The organism is Streptomyces incarnatus (assembly GCF_001027185.1).
Classification (GTDB): Bacteria; Actinomycetota; Actinomycetes; order Streptomycetales; family Streptomycetaceae; genus Streptomyces; species Streptomyces puniciscabiei.
The window spans coordinates 2,923,127-2,947,395 of sequence record NZ_CP011497.1 but is presented as its reverse complement, the minus strand read 5'-3'; the positions used below and the strand labels follow the sequence as shown (position 1 = coordinate 2,947,395).

The 24,269-nt window shown below is 71.9% G+C and carries 19 protein-coding genes; 9 read left to right on the top strand and 10 right to left on the bottom strand.

What is annotated here, in order from left to right:
- Nucleotides 1–359 precede the first annotated feature (359 nt).
- Both ABB07_RS12950 and ABB07_RS12945 read left to right on the top strand, forming a co-directional pair.
- Nucleotides 360–1,583, top strand: coding sequence for an NAD(P)-dependent malic enzyme (locus ABB07_RS12950; protein WP_208898863.1), 1,224 nt, complete (start codon nucleotides 360–362; stop codon nucleotides 1,581–1,583).
- Nucleotides 1,584–1,750: 167 nt separating this feature from the next.
- Nucleotides 1,751–2,716, top strand: a complete 966-nt coding sequence (locus ABB07_RS12945) for a zinc-binding dehydrogenase (RefSeq protein ID WP_208898862.1) — start codon at nucleotides 1,751–1,753, stop codon at nucleotides 2,714–2,716.
- Nucleotides 2,717–2,807: 91 nt separating this feature from the next.
- On the opposite strand, the gene ABB07_RS12940 is transcribed toward ABB07_RS12945, so the two are convergent.
- The 7 genes from ABB07_RS12940 to ABB07_RS12910 form a co-directional block, all read right to left on the bottom strand.
- Complete coding sequence (locus ABB07_RS12940) at nucleotides 2,808–3,854, bottom strand: PadR family transcriptional regulator (protein WP_208898861.1); 1,047 nt, start codon at nucleotides 3,852–3,854, stop codon at nucleotides 2,808–2,810.
- A 1-nt stretch (nucleotide 3,855) separates the two neighbouring features.
- Nucleotides 3,856–4,851: a DUF4097 family beta strand repeat-containing protein gene (locus ABB07_RS12935; protein WP_208898860.1), complete on the bottom strand. Its 996-nt coding sequence runs from the start codon at nucleotides 4,849–4,851 to the stop codon at nucleotides 3,856–3,858.
- Nucleotides 4,852–5,067: 216 nt separating this feature from the next.
- Nucleotides 5,068–5,247: a DUF6104 family protein gene (locus ABB07_RS12930; protein WP_003992906.1), complete on the bottom strand. Its 180-nt coding sequence runs from the start codon at nucleotides 5,245–5,247 to the stop codon at nucleotides 5,068–5,070.
- Nucleotides 5,248–5,388: 141 nt separating this feature from the next.
- The gene (locus ABB07_RS12925) at nucleotides 5,389–9,198 is read right to left on the bottom strand and encodes a multifunctional oxoglutarate decarboxylase/oxoglutarate dehydrogenase thiamine pyrophosphate-binding subunit/dihydrolipoyllysine-residue succinyltransferase subunit (protein ID WP_208898859.1); all 3,810 of its coding nucleotides are present in this window, start codon (nucleotides 9,196–9,198) and stop codon (nucleotides 5,389–5,391) included.
- A 303-nt stretch (nucleotides 9,199–9,501) separates the two neighbouring features.
- Nucleotides 9,502–10,617, bottom strand: a complete 1,116-nt coding sequence (locus ABB07_RS12920) for a HAMP domain-containing sensor histidine kinase (protein ID WP_208898858.1) — start codon at nucleotides 10,615–10,617, stop codon at nucleotides 9,502–9,504.
- Nucleotides 10,614–11,354: a response regulator transcription factor gene (locus tag ABB07_RS12915; RefSeq protein WP_031163266.1), complete on the bottom strand. Its 741-nt coding sequence runs from the start codon at nucleotides 11,352–11,354 to the stop codon at nucleotides 10,614–10,616. Before ABB07_RS12915 ends, ABB07_RS12920 begins: the two co-directional genes overlap by 4 nt.
- A 125-nt stretch (nucleotides 11,355–11,479) precedes the next feature.
- Nucleotides 11,480–12,157, bottom strand: coding sequence for a spermine/spermidine synthase domain-containing protein (locus tag ABB07_RS12910; protein WP_208898857.1), 678 nt, complete (start codon nucleotides 12,155–12,157; stop codon nucleotides 11,480–11,482).
- Between the two features lie 196 nt (nucleotides 12,158–12,353).
- Between ABB07_RS12910 and ABB07_RS12905 the strand changes: the two genes are divergently transcribed.
- The 6 genes from ABB07_RS12905 to ABB07_RS12880 all read left to right on the top strand — a co-directional run bounded on the left by ABB07_RS12905 (nucleotide 12,354) and on the right by ABB07_RS12880 (nucleotide 18,907).
- The gene (locus ABB07_RS12905; protein ID WP_208898856.1) at nucleotides 12,354–13,229 is read left to right on the top strand and encodes a rhomboid-like protein; all 876 of its coding nucleotides are present in this window, start codon (nucleotides 12,354–12,356) and stop codon (nucleotides 13,227–13,229) included.
- A gap of 138 nt (nucleotides 13,230–13,367) precedes the next feature.
- On the top strand, nucleotides 13,368–15,794 hold the full coding sequence (gene lon, locus ABB07_RS12900; RefSeq protein ID WP_208898855.1) for an endopeptidase La: 2,427 nt from the start codon (nucleotides 13,368–13,370) through the stop codon (nucleotides 15,792–15,794).
- Nucleotides 15,795–15,959: 165 nt separating this feature from the next.
- Nucleotides 15,960–16,910, top strand: a complete 951-nt coding sequence (locus tag ABB07_RS12895; protein WP_244189338.1) for a serine/threonine-protein kinase — start codon at nucleotides 15,960–15,962, stop codon at nucleotides 16,908–16,910.
- Between the two features lie 219 nt (nucleotides 16,911–17,129).
- Nucleotides 17,130–17,726 carry a hypothetical protein gene (locus ABB07_RS12890; RefSeq protein WP_208898854.1) on the top strand — a complete coding sequence of 199 codons (597 nt, stop codon included), beginning with the start codon at nucleotides 17,130–17,132 and terminating at the stop codon, nucleotides 17,724–17,726.
- 171 nt (nucleotides 17,727–17,897) lie between these two features.
- Nucleotides 17,898–18,350, top strand: coding sequence for a hypothetical protein (locus ABB07_RS12885; RefSeq protein WP_208898853.1), 453 nt, complete (start codon nucleotides 17,898–17,900; stop codon nucleotides 18,348–18,350).
- A gap of 14 nt (nucleotides 18,351–18,364) precedes the next feature.
- Complete coding sequence (locus tag ABB07_RS12880) at nucleotides 18,365–18,907, top strand: hypothetical protein (RefSeq protein ID WP_208898852.1); 543 nt, start codon at nucleotides 18,365–18,367, stop codon at nucleotides 18,905–18,907.
- Between the two features lies 1 nt (nucleotide 18,908).
- On the opposite strand, the gene ABB07_RS12875 is transcribed toward ABB07_RS12880, so the two are convergent.
- Nucleotides 18,909–21,275: a SpoIIE family protein phosphatase gene (locus ABB07_RS12875; protein ID WP_208898851.1), complete on the bottom strand. Its 2,367-nt coding sequence runs from the start codon at nucleotides 21,273–21,275 to the stop codon at nucleotides 18,909–18,911.
- Between the two features lie 249 nt (nucleotides 21,276–21,524).
- On the bottom strand, nucleotides 21,525–22,367 hold the full coding sequence (locus ABB07_RS12870) for a lysozyme (RefSeq protein WP_208898850.1): 843 nt from the start codon (nucleotides 22,365–22,367) through the stop codon (nucleotides 21,525–21,527).
- A 236-nt stretch (nucleotides 22,368–22,603) separates the two neighbouring features.
- Here ABB07_RS12870 and ABB07_RS12865 point away from each other — a divergent pair, with 236 nt between their 5' ends.
- Nucleotides 22,604–23,095 carry a MarR family winged helix-turn-helix transcriptional regulator gene (locus ABB07_RS12865; protein ID WP_055708808.1) on the top strand — a complete coding sequence of 164 codons (492 nt, stop codon included), beginning with the start codon at nucleotides 22,604–22,606 and terminating at the stop codon, nucleotides 23,093–23,095.
- Nucleotides 23,096–23,162: 67 nt separating this feature from the next.
- Here the strand turns inward: ABB07_RS12865 and ABB07_RS12860 are convergent, their stop codons facing one another.
- The gene (locus ABB07_RS12860) at nucleotides 23,163–23,954 is read right to left on the bottom strand and encodes a protein phosphatase 2C domain-containing protein (RefSeq protein ID WP_208898849.1); all 792 of its coding nucleotides are present in this window, start codon (nucleotides 23,952–23,954) and stop codon (nucleotides 23,163–23,165) included.
- Between the last annotated feature and the right edge of the window lie 315 nt (nucleotides 23,955–24,269).

Sequence of the window (24,269 nt, the reverse complement as noted above, 5' to 3'; positions counted from 1 at the left end):
CCATCTGCGGGAATCCAGCCTTCCGGCCGGAAAATCTTCGGCGCATCTCACGATGTGGTCAGCGCGGGCGTCCGCGTACCAGCGTCTCCGTGTGCGTGGCGTGGTTGTCAGCCGCGAGTCATCTTGCAGTGGCTTTCCGGTTCCCCGATGTGACCTTGCACCTAATGGACTCGTCGTGGGTGCCGTCCGTCCGGTATGAAGGTTCTTTACACCCCTCATCCGGGGCTCAGGGCGCGTGTGCGGCGCGCCCGTCGCGTATGGCCCGTACGTATCAGCAATCGGGCGGTACGCGGTGCCCGCCCACCCCTCACCAGGAGTGGTCGACCCTCAAACCATGCATACCTAAGGGGTAAAACAAAGTGGCAGCGGAGATCGTCAATCCTCGCAGCGACAACAAAGCGGATCAGGACGGCGGGGCCGAGCCCCTCGATTCCTTCGATCCGGTGTTCGCGCTGCACCGCGGCGGCAAGATGGCTGTGCAGGCCACCGTGCCGGTCCGCGACAAGGACGACCTTTCCCTCGCGTACACGCCCGGTGTGGCGCGCGTGTGCACCGCGATCGCGGAACAGCCGGAGCTGGTCAACGACTACACATGGAAGTCCTCGGTGGTCGCCGTCGTGACCGACGGTACGGCCGTGCTCGGACTCGGGGACATCGGTCCCCAGGCCTCCCTCCCCGTGATGGAGGGCAAGGCGATCCTGTTCAAGCAGTTCGGCGGCGTCGACGCGGTGCCGATCGCGCTCGACTGCACCGACGTGGACGACATCGTCGAGACCGTCGTCCGGCTCGCCCCGTCCTTCGGCGGAGTGAACCTGGAGGACATCTCGGCGCCCCGGTGCTTCGAGATCGAGCGCCGGCTCCAGGAGCGCCTGGACATCCCGGTCTTCCACGACGACCAGCACGGTACGGCCGTGGTGACGCTCGCGGCGCTGCGGAACGCGGCGCGGCTCAGCGGCCGTGAGATCGGGCAGCTCCGGGCCGTCATCTCGGGCGCCGGCGCGGCCGGTGTGGCCATCGCCAAGATGCTCGTCGAGGCCGGCATCGGGGACGTGGCCGTGGCGGACCGCAAGGGCGTCGTGTCGGCCGACCGGGAGGACCTGACCCCGGTCAAGCGGGAGCTCGCGGGCTTCACCAACAAGGCCGGCATCAGCGGCTCGCTGGAGGACGCGCTCGCGGGCGCGGACGTCTTCATCGGCGTCTCCGGCGGTACGGTTCCGGAGGAGGCCGTCGCCTCCATGGCCGAGGGCGCCTTCGTGTTCGCGATGGCCAACCCGAACCCCGAGGTGCACCCGGACGTCGCGCACAAGTACGCGGCGGTCGTCGCCACCGGGCGGTCGGACTTCCCGAACCAGATCAACAACGTGCTGGCGTTCCCGGGCATCTTCGCGGGCGCGCTGCAGGTGCGGGCCTCCCGGATCACCGAGGGGATGAAGATCGCCGCGGCCGAGGCCCTGGCCGCGGTGGTGGGCGACGATCTCGCCGCCGACTACGTGATTCCCTCGCCGTTCGACGAGCGGGTCGCTCCCGCGGTCACGGCGGCGGTCGCGGCCGCGGCGCGGGCCGAGGGCGTCGCTCGTCGCTGACGTCGCGGTGCATGGCCCCGTCCGTCCGGGCGGGGCCATTCCTCTTTCCCGCCCGCCCATCGAGGGGCGGTGGCCTGCTGCGCTGTGTGGGTGCCGTTGCGCAAGAGGGCATGTGTCACAGGGCCTGCTGGTTCCGTCGGCTGATCAGCGCCCCTATCGTCGGCTGCATGTTCGCTGTCTACGCCGCCCGAATCGACCGCGACCAGCCGCTCACCGGCCTGGAGTTGGGGGAGCGCCCGGCTCCCGAGGCCCGGCCCGGCTGGAGCACCATCACGGTGCGCGCCGCCTCCCTCAACCACCACGACCTCTGGTCCCTCAGGGGCGTCGGCCTCCCGGAGGACCGGCTGCCGATGATCCTCGGCTGTGACGCCGCCGGCGTCGACGAGGACGGCAACGAGGTCGTCCTGCACTCCGTCATCGGCCAGACCGGCCACGGCGTCGGCCCGGACGAGCCGCGCTCCATCCTCACCGAGCGCTACCAGGGCACCTTCGCCGAGCAGGTCGCCGTGCCGACCTGGAACGTGCTGCCCAAGCCCAAGGAGCTGTCCTTCGCCGAGGCCGCCTGCCTGCCGACCGCGTGGCTGACGGCCTACCGGATGCTGTTCACCAACGCCGGGGTACGGCCCGGTGACTCGGTCCTCGTGCAGGGCGCGGGCGGCGGTGTCGCCACGGCCGCGATCGTGCTCGGCAAGGCGGCGGGGCTGCGTGTCTTCGCGACCAGCCGGGACGAGGCCAAGCGGAAGCGGGCCCTGGAGCTGGGGGCCGTGGAGGCGGTGGAGCCGGGGGCGCGGCTGCCGCAGCGGGTGGACGCCGTGATCGAGACCGTGGGCGCCGCTACCTGGTCCCACTCGGTGAAGTCCCTGCGGCCCGGCGGGACCATCGTCATCTCCGGTGCCACCAGCGGCGACCGGCCCTCGCACGCCGAGCTGACCCGGATCTTCTTCCTCGAGCTGAAGGTCGTCGGCTCCACCATGGGCACCAAGGAGGAGCTGGAGGACCTGCTCTCCTTCTGCGCCGCGACCGGGGTGCGGCCCGTCATCGACGAGGAACTGCCGCTGGACCGCGCCCGCGAGGGCTTCGAGCGGCTCGCGTCCGGTGAACAGTTCGGCAAGATCGTGCTCACCAACAGCTGACCTGGCCTCAGGAGGCACGGTCCGGCGACTCCTGCCGGGTCTTGCGGCAGCGCCCGGCGGGGTGCCGGGCGCTGCCTCCTGTGCCTCGGGCTCAGACCTTCGGCCGGCGGAGTAGCGCACCGATGTGGGCCGCCGCCGTGGACAGGTGGCGGCGGGCGTCCCGGAGCTGGGTGGGGGTGACCCCGTGGTCGCGGGCCGCGTCGCGGATGTCGTCGCGGAAGCGGTCCAGGAGGCGGTCCAGGTCGCGGGCCGGGTCGCCGGTGGAGTCCTCGTGGGCCCAGGCGGGTTCGTACTCGGCCGGGAAGTCCTCGTCCGCGGGGACGTAGTGCGTGTCCGGGGGTGGCGCGGCGGGCTTCGGGGCCGGTTCCGCGGAGGTGCGGGGGGAGCCCCAGGACTTGCCGAAGTCGCCCAGCTCCCTGGCCAGTTCGGACAGCCCCTCGCGCACACCCGTCGGCCAGTCGCCCTGGGCGAAGTGGTCCTGGACGCGGTCCTGGACCTGGCGGGCGATGCGCTGCATCTCCTCCTGCGCCTGGGCCCGCGCCCGCGCCTGCGCCTCCTGGGCCTGGCGCCGGGCCCGCTGGGCCTCCTCACGGGCCCGGCGGCTCTCGTCCTTGGCGCGGCGGGTCTGCTCCTTCCACTCCTGCTTGACCCGGCGCATCTCCTCCTTGGCGGCCCGCCAGGCCTCCTTGTCGGTCAGGTCGCCGTACTCCGCGAAGGGTCCCGCCGCAGCGGACCCCGGTTTCGGGCTCCGGCGGGCCTCGGAGGCGGCGGCCCGCATCTCGCGGCGCAGATCGCCGGCCGCGCCGCGCACGTCGGCCCTTATCTCGGCGGCCAGTTCCGCGACCGACTCGCGGATCTCCAGCTCCAGGTCGTCCAACTCGCCGCTGCGCTCGGCCAGTTCGGCGCGGCCCGCGTCCGTGATGGCGTAGACCTTGCGGCCGCCCTCGGTGGTGTGCCTGACCAGGCCCTCGGCCTCCAGCTTGGCCAGCCGGGGGTAGACCGTGCCCGCCGAAGGGGCGTACAGGCCCTGGAAGCGTTCCTCGAGGAGCCTGATCACCTCGTAGCCGTGGCGCGGGGCCTCGTCCAGCAGCTTGAGCAGGTACAGGCGGAGGCGCCCATGGGCGAAGACGGGGGGCATGTCAGAGCACCTTCTTTCCGGTCGTGCCGTCGGCCTGGGCGCCGGTGCCGTCGGAGGCGTCGGCGCCCTGGCCGGAGACGGAATTCTCCCCCGGGGCGGCCGGGCTGCCCGCGGCGGGGGCGGTGCCGGGGTGCCGCGGGGGCGCGGAGGGCTCCGCGGGCCCGGGCTCCCACGGGGCGTCCGCCTCGTCCTCGCGCGGCGGGCGGCGCAGCAGGGCGATCGAGCCGGAGACCGTGGTGGCCCGGAGCCTGCCCGTGCCCGCGCCGAGGCGGCCGGTGATCTTGTGGGCGCCCCACTGGCCGTGCACCCGCAGTCCGTCGAAGGCGTTGGAGATCGTGCCGCTCGCGGTGTTGGCCTCCACCTCCGCGTCCCCCGGGTGCGGCAGGCGGATGGCGATCTCGCCCGAGACGCTGGTGAGGCTGACCTCCGTCGGGCCGTCCGGGTCCAGGTCCACGATCATGGAGCCGCTGACGGAGTCGGCGCGCACGGAGCGGCCGGAGCCCTCGACCACCGTCAGGTCTCCCGAGACCGAGTTGAACCGGAGGTCGCCGGTGACCGCCTGGGCTTCCACGTTCCCCGACACGGTGTCCGCGCGGACCGGGCCGGAGACGCCGACCAGGGTCGTGTCACCGGTCACTCCCTTGACCACCGCCGGGCCGCGGATGCCGGAGACGACCGCGCCGGCGCCGACCACACCCACCTCCACGCGCGTGTCGGCCGGGACCGCCAGGGAGACGACCGCGCTGCGCCGCCAACCCTTGCGGTCGAGCCACTTGAGGAAGCCCTTCCAGGGCAGGTCGTCGTAGGCCACCGTGAGGGTGCCGTCCTCCTGGGTGACCACCAGGGGTGGCCCTTCGATGTCCGAGATCTCCAGGCGGGCGGAACCCTCGTCCGTGCCCACCACGTTCACCGTTCCGTTGACGATGCGGACCTGGAGGTCGCTCACGCGGGTGTCGAACGTCAGCTTCCGTGGCTCGTTGACGGACCACTCGGGCATGGGGGACCTCCTCGGCGGGCAGGATCGCGGCATGTGACACGCCATATCGCGTCTACTGAGAAACACGATATATCGCGGACGCCGTAAGTCAAGACACCCTTTCGGGGGACGACGGCCCGGGAAGGGGCGCCGTACATGCGAAAGGGGCGCCATGAAGGCGCCCCACCGTGCGGACCCGAGTCGTCCTGACTGCTCGTCGTCGACGCGTCGTCCCGGCTACTCGTCGTCCTCGTCGTCCAGCCGGGCCAGCCACGTCGCCAGCCGCTCCACCGGCACCTCGAAGTCCGGGTTCAGGTCGACGAACGTCCGCAGCTGCTCGGCCAGCCACTCGAACGTGACCTCCTCTTCGCCGCGCCGCTTCTCCAGTTCTTCGATGCCTCGGTCGGTGAAGTACAAGGGATGCTCCACAAGGGGAAAGGGACGTACGCGTCAAGGTTAACCGGCCGTGCCCCTGCCCCGGTCCGGACAGGCGAAGGGCCCGGTACCGAGCAGAAGCTCGGTACCGGGCCCTGAGGGGCGGCTTGGGCCGCCGGAGGCCTAGGCCTCGAACACCTCACGCACCAGCTGCTCCTGCTCGGCCTGGTGCCGCTTGGCGGAGCCGACGGCCGGGGACGAGGAGTGCGGACGCGAGATGCGCCGCAGCCGCTCGCCGTGCGGGACGTCCGCGCCGACCGCCAGGTCCAGGTGGTCGATCAGGTTCAGGGCGATGAACGGCCACGCACCCTGGTTCGCCGGCTCCTCCTGCGCCCACAGGTACTTCTCGGCGTTCGGGTACTTCTTGATCTCCGCCTGGAGCTCGGCACCCGGCAGCGGGTACAGCCGCTCGATGCGGATGATCGCGGTGTCGGTCGCGCCCCGCTTCTGCCGCTCGGCCTCCAGGTCGTAGTAGACCTTGCCCGCGCAGAAGACGACCTTGCGGACGGCGGCCGGGTCGACCGAGCTGTCGCCGATGACCGGGCGGAACTCGCCGGTCGTGAACTCCTCCGCCTTCGAGGCCGCCGCCTTCAGGCGCAGCATCGACTTCGGGGTGAAGACGATCAGCGGCTTGTGGTGCGGGTTGTGCACCTGCCACCGCAGGAGGTGGAAGTAGTTCGACGGCAGCGTCGGCATGGCGACCGTCATGTTGTTCTGCGCGCACAGCTGCAGGAACCGCTCCGGGCGCGCCGAGGAGTGGTCCGGGCCCTGGCCCTCGTAGCCGTGCGGGAGGAGCAGGACCACACCGCTGGTCTGGCCCCACTTCTGCTCGGCCGAGGAGATGAACTCGTCGACGACCGTCTGCGCGCCGTTGGTGAAGTCGCCGAACTGCGCCTCCCACATCACGAGCGACTCGGGGCGGGCCAGCGAGTAGCCGTACTCGAAGCCCATCGCCGCGTACTCGGAGAGCAGGGAGTTGTAGACGTTCAGGCGGGCCTGGTCCTCGGACAGGTACTGCAGCGGGGTGTACTCCTCGCCGGTCTCCCGGTCGATCAGCACCGCGTGCCGCTGGCCGAAGGTGCCGCGCTGGGAGTCCTGGCCCGCGAGGCGGACCGGGGTGCCCTCCAGGAGCAGCGAGCCGATGGCGAGGGTCTCGCCCATGCCCCAGTCGATCGTGCCGTCCTCGACCATCGCCGCACGGCGCTGCAGCTGCGGCTGCAGACGCGGGTGGACGGTGATGTTCTCCGGGATGTTGACCTGGGACTCGGCGATCCGCTTGACGACCTCGGCGGAGACCGCGGTCGGGACCGTGACCGGGAAGCCGTCCTGCGGCGCCTGGGCGTCGACGGCGGCCGGCTGCGAGGTGGCCTCGCGGACCTCGGTGAAGACCTTCTCCAGCTGGCCCTGGTAGTCCTGCAGGGCCTGCTCGGCCTCTTCCAGGGTGATGTCGCCGCGACCGATCAGGGACTCGGTGTAGAGCTTGCGCACCGAGCGCTTCTTGTCGATCAGGTCGTACATCAGCGGCTGGGTGAAGGCCGGGTTGTCCGACTCGTTGTGACCGCGGCGGCGGTAGCAGATGAGGTCGATCACCACGTCCTTGTTGAACGCCTGGCGGAACTCGAAGGCGAGCCGCGCGACGCGGACCACGGCCTCGGGGTCGTCGCCGTTCACGTGGAAGATCGGGGCCTCGATCATGCGGGCCACGTCGGTGGCGTACATCGACGAGCGCGAGGACTCGGGCGCCGCGGTGAAGCCGACCTGGTTGTTGATGACGATGTGGACCGTGCCGCCGGTGCGGTAGCCGCGCAGCTGCGACATGTTCAGGGTCTCGGCCACCACGCCCTGGCCCGCGAAGGCCGCGTCGCCGTGGATCGCCACCGGCAGGACCGTGAAGTCGGTGCCGCCCTTGTTGATGATGTCCTGCTTGGCGCGGGCGACGCCCTCCAGGACCGGGTCGACCGCCTCCAGGTGGGAGGGGTTGGCGACCAGGGAGACCTTGATCTGCTCGCCGTCCAGACCGGTGAAGGTGCCCTCGGCGCCCAGGTGGTACTTCACGTCGCCGGAGCCGTGCATCGACTTCGGGTCGAGGTTGCCCTCGAACTCGCGGAAGATCTGCGCGTACGACTTGCCGACGATGTTCGCCAGGACGTTCAGGCGGCCGCGGTGGGCCATGCCGATGACGACCTCGTCCAGGCGGGACTCGGCAGCGGAGTCGATCACCGCGTCGAGCAGCGGGATGACGGACTCGCCGCCCTCCAGCGAGAACCGCTTCTGGCCGACGTACTTGGTCTGCAGGAAGGTCTCGAAGGCCTCCGCCGCGTTCAGCCGGCGCAGGATGCGCAGCTGCTCCTCGCGCTCCGGCTTGGAGTGGCCGCGCTCGACGCGGTCCTGGATCCACTTGCGCTGCTTGGGGTCCTGGATGTGCATGAACTCGATGCCGGTGGTGCGGCAGTACGAGTCGCGCAGCACGCCGAGGATGTCGCGCAGCTTCATCATCGACTTGCCGGCGAAGCCGCCGACGGCGAACTCGCGCTCCAGGTCCCACAGGGTGAGGCCGTGCTCGACGATGTCCAGGTCGGGGTGCTTGCGCTGGCGGTACTCCAGCGGGTCGGTGTCGGCCATGACGTGGCCGCGGACCCGGTAGGAGTGGATCAGCTCGAAGACGCGGGCGGCCTTGGTGACGTCGTCGTCGTGGCTGGCGTCGATGTCCTTGAGCCAGCGGACCGGCTCGTAGGGGATGCGCAGCGCCTCGAAGATGTCGTCGTAGAAGCCGTTCTCGCCGAGCAGCAGGTTCGCGACCTGGCGCAGGAACTCGCCGGAGGCGGCGCCCTGGATCACCCGGTGGTCGTAGGTCGACGTGAGCGTCATGACCTTCGAGATGCCGAGCTTGTTCAGGGTGTCCTGGCTGGTGCCCTGGAACTCCGCCGGGTAGTCCATGGAGCCGACGCCCATGATCACGGACTGGCCGGGCATCAGACGCGGCACCGAGTGGACGGTGCCGAGGCCGCCGGGGTTGGTCAGGGAGACCGTGACACCGGTGAAGTCGTCCATCGTCAGCTTGCCGTCACGGGCGCGGCGGACGATGTCCTCGTAGGCCTGCCAGAACTCGAAGAAGTTCAGCGTCTCGGCCTTCTTGATGGCGGCCACGACGAGCTGGCGGTCGCCGTTGGGCTTCACCAGGTCGATGGCCAGGCCGAGGTTGACGTGCGGCGGCTTGACGAGGGTCGGCTTGCCGTCCTTCTCGCCGAACGACCAGTTCATCGACGGCATGGCCTTGATGGCCTGCACCATCGCGTACCCGATCAGGTGCGTGAAGGAGATCTTCCCGCCGCGGGCGCGCTTGAGGTGGTTGTTGATGACGATGCGGTTGTCGAACAGCAGCTTCACCGGGACCGCGCGGACCGAGGTGGCGGTCGGCAGCTCCAGCGAGGCGTTCATGTTCTTCGCGACCGCGGCGGCCGGACCGCGCAGCGTGATCAGCTCCGGGCCCTCGGCGGCCGCGGCAGCCTTCGCGACGGGGGCGGCCTGCTTCGGCTGAGCCGGCGCCTGTGCGGGCGTCGCCGGCTTGGCCGGGGCGGGGGCCGGAGCCGCGGCGGGCTTCGGAGCGGCCGCGGGAGCGGCCGGAGCGGCGGCCTGCGGGGCCGGAGCGGCCGGCTGGGCCGGGGGAACCGCGGGCTGGGCCGGAGCGGCCGTGGAGGTGGTCTCTGCGGCCCCCGCGGCCGCAGTACCCGCCGCAGCCGGGGTGGCAGGAGCCCCCGGCTTGTAATCGGCGAAGAAGTCCCACCAGGCGCGGTCTACCGAATTCGGGTCCTGGAGGTACTGCTGATAGATCTCGTCGACGAGCCACTCGTTCGGACCGAACGCGGCAGCGGGGTTCTTCCCGGCTTGGTCGTCGGTGGAGACGCTCGGGTTACTGGGGGACTGTGGCGACACGGCGGCAACCGCCCTCTTCCGCTTCACAAGGTGATGGACAGCGGGAATAAAGGCTACGCCTCCACGGCCGGGAAGGTCAGGTCGAGCAAGGTCATCGTCGCGTAAGTCACATCGGAAATCTTGTTTCAGGGCTTGATATGGCGGGAAACAAGCGTGGTTCCGCAGATGAGAGGGTGCACCGGCCCAGGCCCGGCGCGTGTGCGTTCGACCGATCGCGCGGGCCTGCTCCCGATCACACGTGTCCAGCTGCACGGCAGGGGCGCGGACGCTCGTGGATCTTGTGCTTCCGGTTCGAACTTTACGTCAACTTGAGACGGAGGACAGTCCCGGAAGGGTGACGATGATCCGGCAGCCCCGCTCGGATTCGGCCACACCGATCCGGCCACCGTGCAGATCCACCGCCCAGCGGGCGATCGCCAGGCCGAGCCCGGTGCCGCCGTCGCTGCCCGGCCCGTGCGGCCGGGTCACCGCACCCCGGTTGAACCGCTCGAAGACCCGGTGCCACTCCGACCGGGGGATGCCGGGGCCCTCGTCCAGGACCTCCAGCTCCAGCGACTCCGGCCGCGGCCCGCGCCGCGCCCGCACCGTCACCCGGCCGTGCGGCGGGCTGTGCTTGACGGCGTTGTCGATCAGGTTGGCGACGACCTGGTGGATGCGCTCGGGATCCGCGTGCGCGGTCAGCTCCGGCGGGGAGACGTCCAGGTGCAGATGGACGTCGGTACGGGTGTGGCTGCCGGAGCCGGAGGCCATGCCCGCGCGCACCGAGGCCACCATGTTGGCCTCCTTCAGCACGCCCGACAGGTACGGCCACACCTCGAAGCGCCGCATCTTCAGCGGTACGACGCCGTTGTCGAGCCGGGACAGGTCCAGCAGGGTCTCCACCAGCCGGCCGAGCCGCTCGGTCTGCTTCAGGGCCGTCCGCATGGTCTCCGGGTCGGCCTCGGTGACCCCGTCGACGATGTTCTCCAGCACCGCGCGCAGGCCCGCGATCGGGGTGCGCAGCTCGTGCGAGACGTTCGCGACCAGCTCCTTGCGCTGGCTGTCCTGGGCCTCCAGCTCGTCCGCCATGACGTTGATCGTCCGGGCCAGGTCGCCCAGCTCGTCCCGGCGGCCCTCGCTCACCCGGCGGGTGTAGTCGCCCTCGGAGATCGACCGCGCCACCGCGTTCATCTCGTCCAGCGGCATGGTGAGGGAGTGCGCCACGAACTGCGTGATGAGCAGGGTGGCGATCATGGAGAAGACCGTGATGAAGCGCAGCTCGGTCTTGGTGTGCACCGCGATCATCGACAGACCGGTGGTGATCAGCACCGAGATGACGACGAGCGCGCCCAGCTTGGTCTTGATCGAGAACGGGCGTACGCCGCCCCAGGGATCGTCCCCGGGGCTCCTCCGCGCGGCCTGCCGCCCGCCGTCGCTCATGGGGTGGGCGTCTCCAGCGCGTACCCGACGCCGTGCACGGTACGGATCCGCTCGGCGCCGATCTTCCGGCGCAGCGCCTTGATGTGGCTGTCGACCGTACGGGTGCCGGAGGCGTCCGCCCAGTCCCATACCTCGGCCAGCAGCTGCTCCCGGGAGAGCACCGCGCGCGGGGTGTTCGCCAGGCACACCAGCAGGTCGAACTCGGTGGGCGTGAGGTGGACGTCCTCGGACTTCACCCGCACCCGGCGCTGGGCGTGGTCGATCTCCAGCTCGCCGAGCCGCAGGATGCCGGAGCGCGGGGTGGCCGCGGCCAGCGCCGCCCGCTCGACCCGGCGCAGCAGCACGTGCACGCGCGCGGCGAGCTCCCGCATGGAGAACGGCTTGGTCATGTAGTCGTCCGCGCCGACCCCGAGACCGACCAGCATGTCGGTCTCGTCGTCGCGCGCGGTCAGCATCAGCACCGGCACCGGGCGCTGCGCCTGCACCCGCCGGCAGACCTCCAGGCCGTCGAAGCCCGGCAGCATGATGTCGAGGATCAGCAGGTCGGGCTGCCAGGCCTCGGCCGTGTCGACGGCGGCCGGGCCGTCCGACGCGGTCTGTACGAGAAATCCCTCGGCGCGCAGCCGGGCCGCGATGGCGTCGACGATCGTGGGGTCGTCCTCGACGACCAGCACCCGGCGCTGTGCGCCCGGGGTGGTCGTCGCCGCGCCGCTCTGGGAGGTGTGTGTCTGCTCCATCGCCCGCCCCTGCTTGTTGCTTTCCGGAACCAGTGGGGTGATCCCATGTCTGCGAGTGACGCTTGGTTGATCCGTTGAATGATCCGCGTCAGGGCAGCACATTACGGGGATCCACCGTGCCGCCGCTATCCAGGTCGGACGGCGAGGTGTACCGCGTCCGGAACGCCCCGGGCAACCGGCACCTCTTCGGTACGCACCTGTTGGAACCCGGCATTCCGCAAGGTACCTTCAAATTCCGGAGACGGCTGGGCGGACCACACCGCGAGCACCCCGCCGGGATTCAACACCCTTGCGCAGGCGGCGAGTCCGGCCGGTGAGTACAGGGTGTCGTTGTCCTCCGTGACGGTCCAGCCGGGGCCGTTGTCGATGTCCAGGCAGAGCGCGTCGAACGTGTCGGAAGTCTCATTGACGAACGCCACGAGGTCGCCCCGCACGATCTCGGTGCGCGGATCGCCGAGCGCTCCGGCGGAGACCTGGGCCAGCGGCCCGTCCCGGTGCCAGTCGATGACGGCGGGCTCCCGCTCGACGACGGTGATCCGCCCCCACCCCGGGTCCGCCGCGGCATGTGCGAGTGAGAATCCCACTCCCAGCCCGCCGATCAGCACCTTCGGCTCCGGTCGCCCGTCCAGCGCCCGGCGCGCGGCGTCGACCAGCAGCCGCTCCGAGCGTCCGTCGGAGGTGTCCATCAGGAAGCAGCCGTTGGCGATGATCTGCAACAGCGCTCCGTGCCGGCGCAGCACCACCTCGCCGTACGGGCCGTCGCGCCGGTCCAGGACCACGGGGGAGTCATACGCGGCAGTCATGCTCCCATCCTCCTTGAACACACCTTGACCTGCACGGGAATTAGGCATGTCGCACTGATGTGCACCCTTGCGGTGGGAGACGTGGACGCCTCCGCAACGTAGGAGGTTGCTGTGAATCGGCTCTCGCGTGGCGTCGGTCATAGACAGCGGCCCCCGGAACCCGAAGTGTGGGCCGGAACGGAAGGAGCGCCACAGCGTGGAACGGACCGCGACGGGCCCTGTGACGGCCGCGTCCCCGCCCCTTGCGGGCACGCCCCTCCCGGACGGCACCGCCGCCGTCCAGGTCCCCGCGATCGCGGACCTGCTGGACGGCATGCCCCGTCAGCGGCATGCCGCGCCCCCCGCTCCCGGACCGGCCGTCGCCGCCCCGCGCCCGGCCGCACCGCACCCGCTGCCACCCCTGCTTCCGCTGCCGCGGCTGTGGCGCCTGCTGCCCACACCGCTCGGCACCCCGTTCGCCTTCGCCTACACGGCCGTCCTGGCCGTCACCTCGGTGTTCGCCGCCCTGGCCGACCCCGCCCTGGTGAACGCCCTCTACCAGGCCTCCAGCACGGACGTGGCCCATCTGGTGCGCACGCCCGCGGTGGTGCTGCTGGCCAGCGCGCTGTGGATCGCGGGCGGTGTGCTCTCGCCGTACGCGCTGGCGTTCGTGCTGGTGCTCACCGCGCTGGAGCGGCGCATAGGCGGGGGACGCGCGGCCTGCGTCTTCCTCGCCGGGCACGTCCTGGCCACGCTCGCCACCGAGATCCCCGTGGGCCTGGCCGTCCTGGCCGGCCACCTCCCGCCCACCTCGCTGCACCGCCTCGACTACGGCATCAGCTTCGGCGTGGCCGCCAGCATCGGCGCCCTCTGCGGCCTCCTCAGCCCCTGGCTCCGCTGGCCCCTTCTCACCCTGACGGCCGGCGAACTCCTGAGCGACCTGATGGCCTTCGAGGACCCGATGACCAACTGGGGCCACCTGATCGCGCTGACGATAGGGGTGGCGAGCTGGCCTTTTGTACGCCGGTGGCAGGAAGCGCCCCAGAGGGGCTGTAACGATGTGCGGCTCCGCCGCGCGACCGGCCACAGCTGAGCCACACCCGCGAACGCACCTTCCACAGCACCCCCTTGGGCGAACCTGATCGCTCAGAGCGAACAAACCCCGGGAACACCAGCAAGCTCCCCAACGGTTGAGTCGGCATAGCTCAACTTGACTGCCGAAGGGGAGATCATGGCTACTGAGTCACCGGCGTTCACGCTCACCCTGCCCGTGCTGCCGCTCGACGACGAGGTCGTGCTGCCCGGCATGGTGGTTCCGCTGGACCTGAGCGACGCCGAGGTACGGGCCGCGGTGGAGGCCGCGCAGGCCGCCGCCCGCTCGGAACCCGGAAAGCCCAGGGTGCTCCTGGTGCCACGCATCGACGGCACGTACGCGAAGACCGGTGTGCTGGGCACGGTCGAGCAGGTCGGCCGGCTGGCCGACGGTGACCCGGGGGCCCTGATCCGCGGCCGCAGCCGCGTGCGCATCGGCGCCGGCACCACCGGTCCCGGCGCGGCCCTGTGGGTCGAGGGCGCCCGCATCGACGAGAGCGTCCCGGACCCGCTGCCAGGCCACGTCGCCGAACTCGTCAAGGAGTACAAGGCGCTCGCCACCACCTGGCTGAAGAAGCGCGGCGCCTGGCAGGTCGTGGACCGCGTCCAGGCCATCGACGACGTCTCCGCGCTCGCCGACAACTCCGGCTACTCGCCATTCCTCACCACGGAACAGAAGGTCGAACTGCTGGAGACCGCCGACCCGGTGGCCCGGCTGAAGCTCGCCACGCAGACGCTCCGCGACCACCTCGCCGAGCAGGAGGTGGCCGAGACCATCGCCAAGGACGTCCAGGAGGGCGTCGACAAGCAGCAGCGCGAGTTCCTGCTGCGCCGCCAGCTGGAGGCCGTCCGCAAGGAACTGCGCGAGCTGAACGGCGGCTCCAAGGATTCGGCCGAGGAGTCCGACGACTACCGGGCCCGCGTCGAGGCCGCCGACCTGCCGGAGAAGGTCCGCGAGGCCGCGCTCAAGGAGGTCGACAAGCTGGAGCGGTCCAGCGACCAGTCCCCCGAGGGCTCCTGGATCCGCACCTGGCTCGACACGGTCCTGGAGATGCCCTGGAACGAGCGGACCGAGGACGCGTACGACATCCAGGGCGCCAAGGCGATCCTCGACGCCGAGCACGCCGGCCTGGAGGACGTGAAGGAGCGCATCACCGAGTACCTGGCCGTCCGCAAGCGGCGCAGCGAGCGCGGACTGGGTGTCATCGGCGGCCGGCGCGGCGGTGCCGTACTGGCCCTCGTCGGCCCGCCCGGCGTCGGCAAGACCTCGCTCGGCGAGTCCGTCGCGCACGCCATGGGCCGCACGTTCGTCCGCGTCGCTCTCGGCGGCGTCCGCGACGAGGCCGAGATCCGCGGCCACCGCCGTACCTACGTCGGTGCGCTGCCCGGCCGGATCGTGCGGGCCGTCAAGGAGGCCGGGTCGATGAACCCCGTGGTCCTGCTCGACGAGATCGACAAGGTGGGCTCCGACTTCCGCGGCGACCCGGCCGCGGCCCTGCTCGAGGTCCTCGACCCGGCGCAGAACCACACCTTCCGTGACCACTACCTGGAGGTCGAACTCGACCTGTCGGACGTGGTGTTCCTGGCCACCGCCAACGTCCTGGAGGCCATCCCGGAGGCGCTCGCCGACCGGATGGAGATCGTCCGCCTGGACGGCTACACCGAGGACGAGAAGGTCGTCATCGCCCGCGACCACCTGCTCCCGCGTCAGCTGGAGCGGGCCGGACTGGGCGCGGACGAGGTCGCGCTGGACGAGAGCGCCCTGCGCAAGCTGGCCGGTGAGTACACCCGCGAGGCGGGCGTGCGCACCCTGGAGCGGTCGATCGCACGGCTGCTCCGCAAGGTCGCGGCGCAGCACGAACTCGGCGAGCGGGAGCTGCCGTTCACCGTCCGCGCGGAGGACCTGCGCGATCTGATCGGGCGCCCGCACCACGTGCCCGAGTCCGCCCAGGACCCGGCCGAGCGCCGTACGTCCGTGCCCGGCGTGGCGACCGGTCTCGCGGTCACCGGCGCGGGCGGCGACGTGCTCTTCGTCGAGGCCTCCCTGGCCGACCCGGAGACGGGCGCGGCGGGCCTGACCCTGACCGGTCAGCTGGGTGACGTGATGAAGGAGTCGGCGCAGATCGCGCTGAGCTTCCTGCGCAGCCACGGCGCCGAACTGGAGCTTCCGGTGGCCGACTTGAAGGACCGCGGGGTGCACATCCACTTCCCGGCGGGCGCGGTCCCCAAGGACGGCCCGAGCGCCGGCATCACCATGACCACCGCGCTCGCCTCCCTCCTCTCCGGCCGCCTGGTCCGCACGGACGTCGCCATGACCGGCGAGGTCTCGCTGACCGGCCGGGTGCTGCCCATCGGCGGCGTCAAGCAGAAGCTGCTCGCCGCCCAGCGCGCCGGGGTCACCACCGTGATCATCCCCAAGCGCAACGAGCCCGACCTGGACGACGTCCCGGCCGAGGTGCTGGACAAGCTGGACGTCCACACCGTGACCGACGTCCGCCAGGTCCTGGAACTGGCGCTCGCGCCCGCGACGAGCGGCGCGACGCCGGAGGTCCCGGTCGCGGCGTGACGGACGCAACCGGATGAGTGAAGGCCCGGGTCCCGTGAGGGAGGCCCGGGCCTTCGCCATGCGCCCGTACGAAGGCGCCGTCCGCCCGTACGGAGGCCCGCGGCATGCCCGTACGGGAATTCCCCGCCAAGTGCCCACAAAGGGATCACTCGATAGAATTCAGGCGTGAGTTGGCCCCCCAGGACCCCCTCCGGTCTGATCGGGGCCGAGATCGCGGGCTACAAGGTGGAGCGCGAACTCGGTCGTGGTGGCATGGCGGTCGTCTACCGCGCCAGGGACCTGCGCCTCGGCCGGACGGTCGCCCTCAAGCTGCTCGCCCCCGAGTACACCAGGAACGACGCCTTCCGCCGCCGTTTCGCCCAGGAGTCCCGGGTGGCCGCCGCCATCGACCATCCCAACATCGTCCCCGTCTTCGAGGCCGGCGAGTACGAGGGGCTCCTCTACATCGCCATGTGCTACGTCGCCGGGCAGGACCTGCGCGCCCTGATCGACCGGGAGGGCCCGCTCCCGGTGCCGGTCGCGCTGCGCATCGCGGCCCAGCTGGCCTCCGCCCTGGACGCGGCGCACGCGCGCGAGCTGGTGCACCGGGACGTCAAACCCGGCAACGTCCTGGTCGCCAAGGGCGTCGACAGCGACCACCCCGAGCACGTCTACCTCACCGACTTCGGGCTGGCGAAGAAGTCGCTGTCGCTCACCGGGTTCACCACCGCGGGCGAGTTCGTCGGCACCCTGGACTACGTGGCACCCGAGCGGATCGCCGGGCGCCCGGTGGACGGCCGTGCCGACCTGTACAGCCTGGCCTGTGTGGTGCACGAGATGCTCGCGGGTGCCCCGCCCTTCCGGCGGGAGGACCACCTCGAACTGCTGTGGGCCCACCAGTACGACCCGCCGCCCGCGCTCAGCTCGGCGCGGCCCGGTGTCCCGGCCGCCGCCGACGAGGTGCTGGCCAAGGCCCTGGCGAAGGCCCCGGACGACCGTCACGGCACCTGCCTGGAGTTCGTCGCGGCGCTGCGGGCCGCCGTCGCCGACCGTGGTGCCCGCCGTCGTACGCCGACCCTGGTGGACCGGGTCCCGCCACCGGATCCGCCGGCCTGGGCCCGGCCGTTCCTCACCTGATCCCGTACCGCTTACGCGACTTTTACCCGACGCCTGTGGGTGCGTCAAGTCCCGAGTCCTCGGAACGTGACCCCGATTTCCCGTTCGGGCTTACTTGAAGCACGGCCTCACCGAAAAGGAAATGAGGCGGTCCGAGGGGCGGAAATCCTTCCGGAAATCCCCTCCGGTAAATCCTCCGGGTAATCGCTCGGGAAATCCTCACAGCAATGGAGAAAGCTCATGACTCGTAACGTTCACACCCACGCCGACGCCCGCCCGAAGCGCCGAGGCCTCCGTTTCGCGACCCTGGCCGCCTCCGCCGCACTGGTCACCGGTGGCGTCCTGCTGCCCGTCTCCGGCGCGATGGCGGCCCCGATGCCGACCTCGACCGTGGCCTTCGTGCACGGCGGCGGCGCCGGTGGTGCCGGTGGGGACGGCGGTGGCGGCCTGGTCGGCGGCGGCGGTGGCGCCGGTGGATCCGGTGGCGGCAGCGTCCTCGGCACCGGCGGCGACGGCGGCAAGGGCGGCAACGGCGGCGACGGCGTGCTGGCCGGTGGCGGCGGCGGTGGCGGCGGTGGCGGCGGCGAAGGCGTCGTCGGCGGCAAGGGCGGCGACGGCGGCAACGGCGGCTTCGGCATCCTCTCCGGCGGGAACGCCGGCAGCGGCGGTGGCGGGGGCGACGGCGTCCTCGTCGGCGGCAAGGGCGGCAACGGCGGGAAGGGCGGCAACAGCATCTTCCAGGGCGGTAACGGCGGCAAGGGCGGCAAGGGCGGCTTCGGTGGCCTCTTCGGCGGCGCCGGCGGGTCCGGCGGGGCCGGTGGCTCCAGCCTCTTCTGACCGTCTCCTGTCCGACCGTCTCCTGTGACCGTCGACGGGGTCGGCCCCCTGCTGACCCCCACGGGGTGGAGGCCGCCCAGGCCTCCACCCCCTCCCCGGACCTCTCACCTCACATCACTTGACCCGCACAGCACTGACCCGCACATCACTTGATCCGAAACGGAAACCCCGATGTTCACCAGGCACTCCCGGCGGCCCCTCGTCCTCGCGGCGGCCTCCGTGACTCTCGTCACCATCGCCGCGTGCGGCGCCCAGGCAGCCACCCACACGGCCCCGGCCGCTCCCACCGGCTACACGGCCCTGGCCCACCAGGCCGGCCACTGCGGAGAAGGCGGCGAAGGCGGTAAGGGGGGCGAAGGCGGCAAGGGCGGCGCGCCCGGACAACCGGGTCAGCCGGGCAAGCCCGGAAAGCCGGGCTGCCTCTCGCTCCACGACCTGCCCGACAAGCCGAAGTCGGAACTCTCCCTGACGGACCGCGCCCGGATCGCGCTGACCGTGCTGACCGGCCGGGCGACGAAGGCCGACGTGGCCAAGAAGTACAAGATCCAGGAGAAGGAGGTCGAGAAATGGGAGCGCCAGGTTCTGGACGGCGACTGGCTCGGCCTTCTCGGCGACGCCACGTGAGAAACGGAAATCCCATGCGCAGGAATTCCTGGAAATTCGGTATCGGCCTCGCGGTCTCGACCGTGGTGATCACCGGGGGCGCGATGGCCCCGGCCGCGATGGCCGACACCGGCCCCGCCGGCGGCGGAGCGGGCAGCGGCTCCGCCGGTGTCGGCAGCGTCCACCCGGTCGGCGGCGCCATCCACGCCATCCACGTGGGCAACGGCAGCGTCCGCATCGGCGACTCGATCTGCGCGGGCAACTGCAACGGCACCGTCAACGGCACCAAGGGCGGAAACGGCGGCATCTGCGCCGGGCTGTGCAACGGCAGCGCCAACGGCGGCGACGGCACCACCGGCGCGCCGGGTCGTAACGGCGGCAAGGGCGGCAACGGCGGCATCTGCGTCGGCGTCTGCTCGGGCAGCGTCAACGGCGGCGCCGGCGGGAACGGCGGCGACGCGGTGGGCGGCGGCGACGGCGGCGCCGGCGGGCGGGGCGGCAACGGCGGGATCTGCCTCGGCGTCGGCTGCGAGACCAGCGGCAACGGCGGCCGCGGGGGCAACGGTGGCAACGGCTGAGTCAGCCGGCGGCCGTGGCGAGCGACTGCTCCGCCCACACCGTCTTGCCGACCCGGTCGTGCCGGGTGCCCCAGCGCTCGGCGAGCTGGGCGACGAGCAGCAGGCCCCGGCCGCCCTCGTCGAAGATGCGGGCGCGCCGCATGTGCGGGGTGGTGCCGCTGGAGTCGTACACCTCGCAGATCAGCGTCGAGTCCTGGTGGATCAGCCGGAGCCGGATGGGCGGGCGGCCGTAGCGGATGGCGTTGGTGACCAGCTCGCTGACCATCAGCTCGGTGGGGAAGGCGGCCGCGCCCAGGCCCCAGGCGGCCAGCTGGCCGCAGGCGAGGTGGCGGGCGCGGGCGACGTCCTCCGGGTCGCTCTCCAGCTGCCAGGCGGCGACCCGGTCCTCGTGCAGGACCCGGGTGCGGGCGACGAGCAGGGCGATGTCGTCGTCGGGCCGATGGGTCAGCAGCTCGGTGAGCACGTGGTCGCAGACCGCGTCCAGCGACCGGGCGGGCCGGACGAGCGCCGCGAACATCTTGTCCAGCGCCTCGTCGATGTCGTGCTCGCGGGCCTCGAACAGCCCGTCGGTGTACAGGGCGAGCAGGCTGCCCTCGGGCAGCTCGGTCTCGGTGGCCTCGAACGGCAGCCCGCCGAGCCCGAGCGGCGGGCCCGCGGGCACGTCCAGGAAGCGCACGGCACCGTCCGGCGTGACCACGGCGGGCGGCGGATGGCCGGCCCGGGCCAGGGTGCACCGGCGGGACACCGGGTCGTATACCGCGTACAGACAGGTGGTGCCGATGCCGCCGGCGGTCTCGGCGGTCGGGTCCGTGCTGCCCTCGTCGGCGGCGAGCCGCAGCACCAGGTCGTCGAGGTGGGTGAGGAGTTCGTCGGCGGGCAGGTCGACGTCGGCCAGGGTGCGCACGGCGGTGCGCAGCCGGCCCATGGTGGCCGAGGCGCGGATCCCGTGCCCCACCACATCGCCCACGACGAGCGCCACCCGCGCCCCGGACAGCGGGATCACGTCGAACCAGTCGCCGCCCACCCCGGCCCGGGTCGCGGCGGGCAGATAGCGGGTGGCGATCTCCAGGGCCGCCTGGTCGGGCAGCGTGTGCGGGAGCAGGCTCTGCTGGAGGGCCATGGTGGTGGTGCGGGTCCGGCCGTAGGCGCGGGCCTGCCGGATGCCGTCGGCCGCCTTGGCGGTGAACTCCTGGGCCAGCCGCAGGTCCTCGGGGCCGAACGGCTCCCGGCCGGGGCGCCGGCCGAACAGCGCCACCCCGAGCGCGCTGCCCTGGGCGAGCAGCGGCACCGCCAGCAGCGAGCGCGCCCCGGACGCGCGCAGCCAGGCCGCGCCCGGGTCCACCGCCGCCCACTCGGCGACGGGCGGCTCCGTGGTGTCGTACAGCAGGGGCGGGCCCGTCGTCAGACACCGGGCCGGAGGTGAGTCCGGCGGGCAGACGACCGCCTCGCCGACGCCGCTGCCGTAGGCCGGTCCGACATCGTCGGGTACGGCGCGCAGCGCGGCGCGGCGCAGGACGACCGGGCTGGTCCGCGGGGCGGGTTCCCGGCCCGCCTCGCGGGGGGCGTCGAGCAGGTCGACCGCGATGACGTCGGCGAGCCGGGGGACGGTGACCTCGCCGAGCTCCTGCGCGGCGCGGGCCTGGTCGGCGGCCATGCCGACCTGCGCGCCGCTCTCGGCCGGCGGGCGCTGCCGGGCCGCGGAGTCCTGCGCGGGTGCCTGTGTGGACAGGCAGACCGCGCGCACCCGGCCGTCGGCGTCCTTGAGCGGGGTGAGGACGAGACCACGGCCCAGTTCCGTGCCGAGCCGGGCCCGGGCCTCCTGCGGCCGGCCGGTCTCCAGCGCGAGCCGCATCGACCGGTCGGCCTCCTCGCTCGCGGCGCTCGGCACGATGTGCGGCAGCCGCAGCCCGCGCATCGCGGCCTCGGGGAGGGCGAGGGCGTGCTCCATGCGGCGGTTGGCCCGCACCAGCCGCAGATCGGCGTCGAAGATGGCCAGCGGGAACGGGGACTGCAGGAACGTCCACTCCTCCAGCGGCTCGCCCCGGGGCGGCTGCGCACGGGCCGTCACCGCGCTCACCACGAGCCAGTCGGTGACGCCGGTGTCCGAGGTCCGGCGGTGCGCGAGCACGCCCAGCTCCAGCAGCCGGCCGTCGCGGTGCCGCAGCGGCACGGTGCCGTTCCAGCGGTCCCGGCCGGCGACGATGCGCCGGGCCGCCGAGCCGTCGGTGGCGAGGAGTGCGGTGGCGGGCCGCCCGACGACGGCCGGTGAGTCGTAGCCGAGCAGCCGCTGTGCGCCGTCGCTCCAACCGGTGAGGATGCCCTGCTCATCGATGGTGGCCGTGGCCGTGTACGTCGACTGTCGCTCCATCGCCGCTCATCTCGCCCTTGCTCGGCAGGCTCTCCTGACCAGCATGATCCCGGGCGGCTTTGAGCACCAACGCAGGGTGGGCGGGAAGTCCCGACCGGCCGCGACCGACCGGCGACCTCCCGCCGTGCGGACGACGTCCCGCCTTCCGGCGGACACTAACCGTTGGCCAGGGCCTGCACCCGGTCCAAGGCTCCGTTGCTGTGTCCGCCCGGGGGCGACCCCCGGACCCCCGGCCGGGAGGGTGTTGGCCTAACCGTTGGCGAGGGCCTGCACCCGGTCCAGTGCCCCGTTGAACTTGTCGTGGTCGCCGACGGTCGGGCCGGACGACGTGTACTGCCACATCGTGTAGTACGACCAGCCGGCCGGCAGGGTCCCCGGGTCCGAGGCGTAGCGGGCGATCCACAGCGGGTTGTTCGCGGCGAAGCCGCCGTAGTTGCCGGTGCACTGGGTCCACCAGCTGGTCGCCGTGTAGATGACGGCGTCCCGGCCGGTCAGCGACTTGTAGGTGGTCAGGAAGTCGGCGATCCAGCCGACCATCTGGCTCGCGGTCTTGCCGTAGCAGGCGGCGCCGTACGGGTTCCACTCGATGTCGAGCGCGCCGGGCAGGGTCTTGCCGTCCCGGGACCAGCCGCCGCCGTGGCCGACGAAGTAGCTCGCCTGGGTGGCGCCACTGGTGGTGTCCGGGGTGGCGAAGTGGTAGGCGCCGCGGATCATGCCGACGTTGTAGGAGCCGTTGTACTGCTGGGCGAAGTACGGGTTCGTGTAGTACGTGCCTTCCGTCGCCTTCGTGTACGCCCAGCGCACCCCGCTGTTCCACAGGGTCGACCAGGCGACGTTGCCCTGGTAGCCGGCGACGTCCACGCCCTCGGTCTGGGTGACGTCACCGGAGGTGGGGGTGCCGGCGTGGCCGTCGTGCGCGAGGACGCCCATGCCCATGTGGGCGGAGCCGCGGCTGGGCGTGGTCGCGGCGTGGGCGGAGGTGAGCGGGAGGGTGAGGGAGAGCGCCGCGAGCAGGGCCGTGACCAGGACGGCGAGGGGGCGCGGGCCGAAGGAGCGGTCAAAGCGGTCGGAGCCGGGTCTGTGCACGGGCATGACGTGCCTCCGGGGAGTGGGGTGGGGGGAACGTGGCTGTGACCGTGTACCGGATGCCGCACTGGCGTGGGCATGCCAGTGATTGCCTGGTAAAGAAGCTACGCACGTAGATACGGCGTGGGAAGGGGGTCCGGACGCCGCCGTTGGTCTAGCCCTGCGAAATACTGACAGAGCTGCGGCAATGACGACGTTTGACAGAAACTTTCAGGACCGCGAAACCGAGCAGGGGTGCTGACGTGCACGAGGACGGAAACGGCGACGCGCATCGCGGCGCCCACCAGATGACGCCCACTGGTGCAGACCAGGAGTTCCTGGCGCTGGAACGGGAGTTGACCGTGCTGCTGAGGCGGGCCCGGGCCAACCAGGGCGAGATGGCCCGCGAGGTCCATCCCGACCTGGAGTCCTCCGCGTACGGCCTGCTCATCCGCCTGGACGAGTGCGGCGGCCAGCGGGCCACGGAGCTCGCCGGCTACATCGGCGTCGGCAAGGCCACCATGTCCCGCCAGCTGCGCGCGCTGGAGGAGCTGGGCCTGATCGCCCGCGAACCCGATCCCGCCGACGGCCGCGCCTGGCTCGTCACCCTCACCGACGAGGGGCGCGGCCGGGTCGGCAAGGTCCGCGAGGCCCGCCGCGCCCGTTACGTCCGGCAGCTCGCCCACTGGGACCGCCGCGAGGTCGCCGAACTCGCGCGCCTGCTGCACCAGTTGAATGGCGTCATGGAGAAGTAGGCGCCCGGAGCGGTGGCGCCGGCGTCGGCCGCGCGGAGCCGGGGCCGGAGCCGGGGCCGGTGGCCGCTCACAGCTCGGCGTAGACCACCGTCGCGTCGTCGTGCGTCTTGCTCCGCCCCAGGAACGCCCGCTCCTCGCGGTCCGCCGCCTCCAGCTCCCGCACCCGGTCCACCAGGGACCGAGCACCACCCTGCTTCGCGACCGTCGCGAACAGGGCCTGCCAGTCGCCCTCGTGGAACTTCTCCGTCCAGCGGGTCGCGCCGTCCGTCAGCGCGGCCAGGGCGCGGACCTCGCGCCGGGGCACCGTGCCGGCGACCGCGCGGGCGGCCACCGAGGGATCGGCGGCGGCCGTGAAGAAACCGCCCTCCTTGTTGCGCAGGGTGGCGTCCACCAGGGCGTCGGTGGCGAGCGCGGAGCGCGGGAGGCGGGCCAGCCGGTCGTCCAGGACCGGGGTGACCGTCCCGTCGGCGCCCTGCAGCAGCAGCGCGGAGTCGGACAGCACCAGGTACTCGACGGTGTCCGCGGACCAGCGGGCCAGGGCCACGGTCGCCTGCGGGGTGCGCGGGTGAGAAAGGTCACAGGTTTGCGCGTGGGCCTCTGCGGTCCGGCCGATCGCCCGCGAGAGAATCTCCGCCAGCGTCAGATCTCCGCGCGAAACGGTCAGTTCGGTCAGCGTGCCGCCGAGCCGCGCGGTGAACCAGGGGACGGAATGCAGACACCCCGTCCCACCTCGCGGCGGAGTCACCCCGTCCAGGACGATCACACAACCTCCCTGTCCGGAGGCGGGTAGTCCGACAGCGGCGAAGTCCTCGTTGGGTCGGTTCGCGGCACCGGGTTCCGAAACGAGATCAGTTCGCATCCAGCCAGTCTGCACGAGGCCTTCACAGGATCCGCCAAAGGCTGGCAACCGTCGCCGAATTGGCACGACCTCGCAGGTCAGGCGCCTGGTTTGGGAGGGAATGATCCGCTCCGGGAAGGCGTGGTGGCGAATACTGCCAAAGCCCGCCCCGCGCGTCCAACCGGCATGCCGCGAAGCGGCGTCACACGCGTCACAGGAACTTGCCCGCCAACTCCCCTCCGATGTTCACTCCTTCGGGTGGCGGGTCAGGTGATGCGCGACCGCCGCCCACCGGCGCTGGGAGGGTCGGGGACCGTACGAACCGGGTGTACGCAC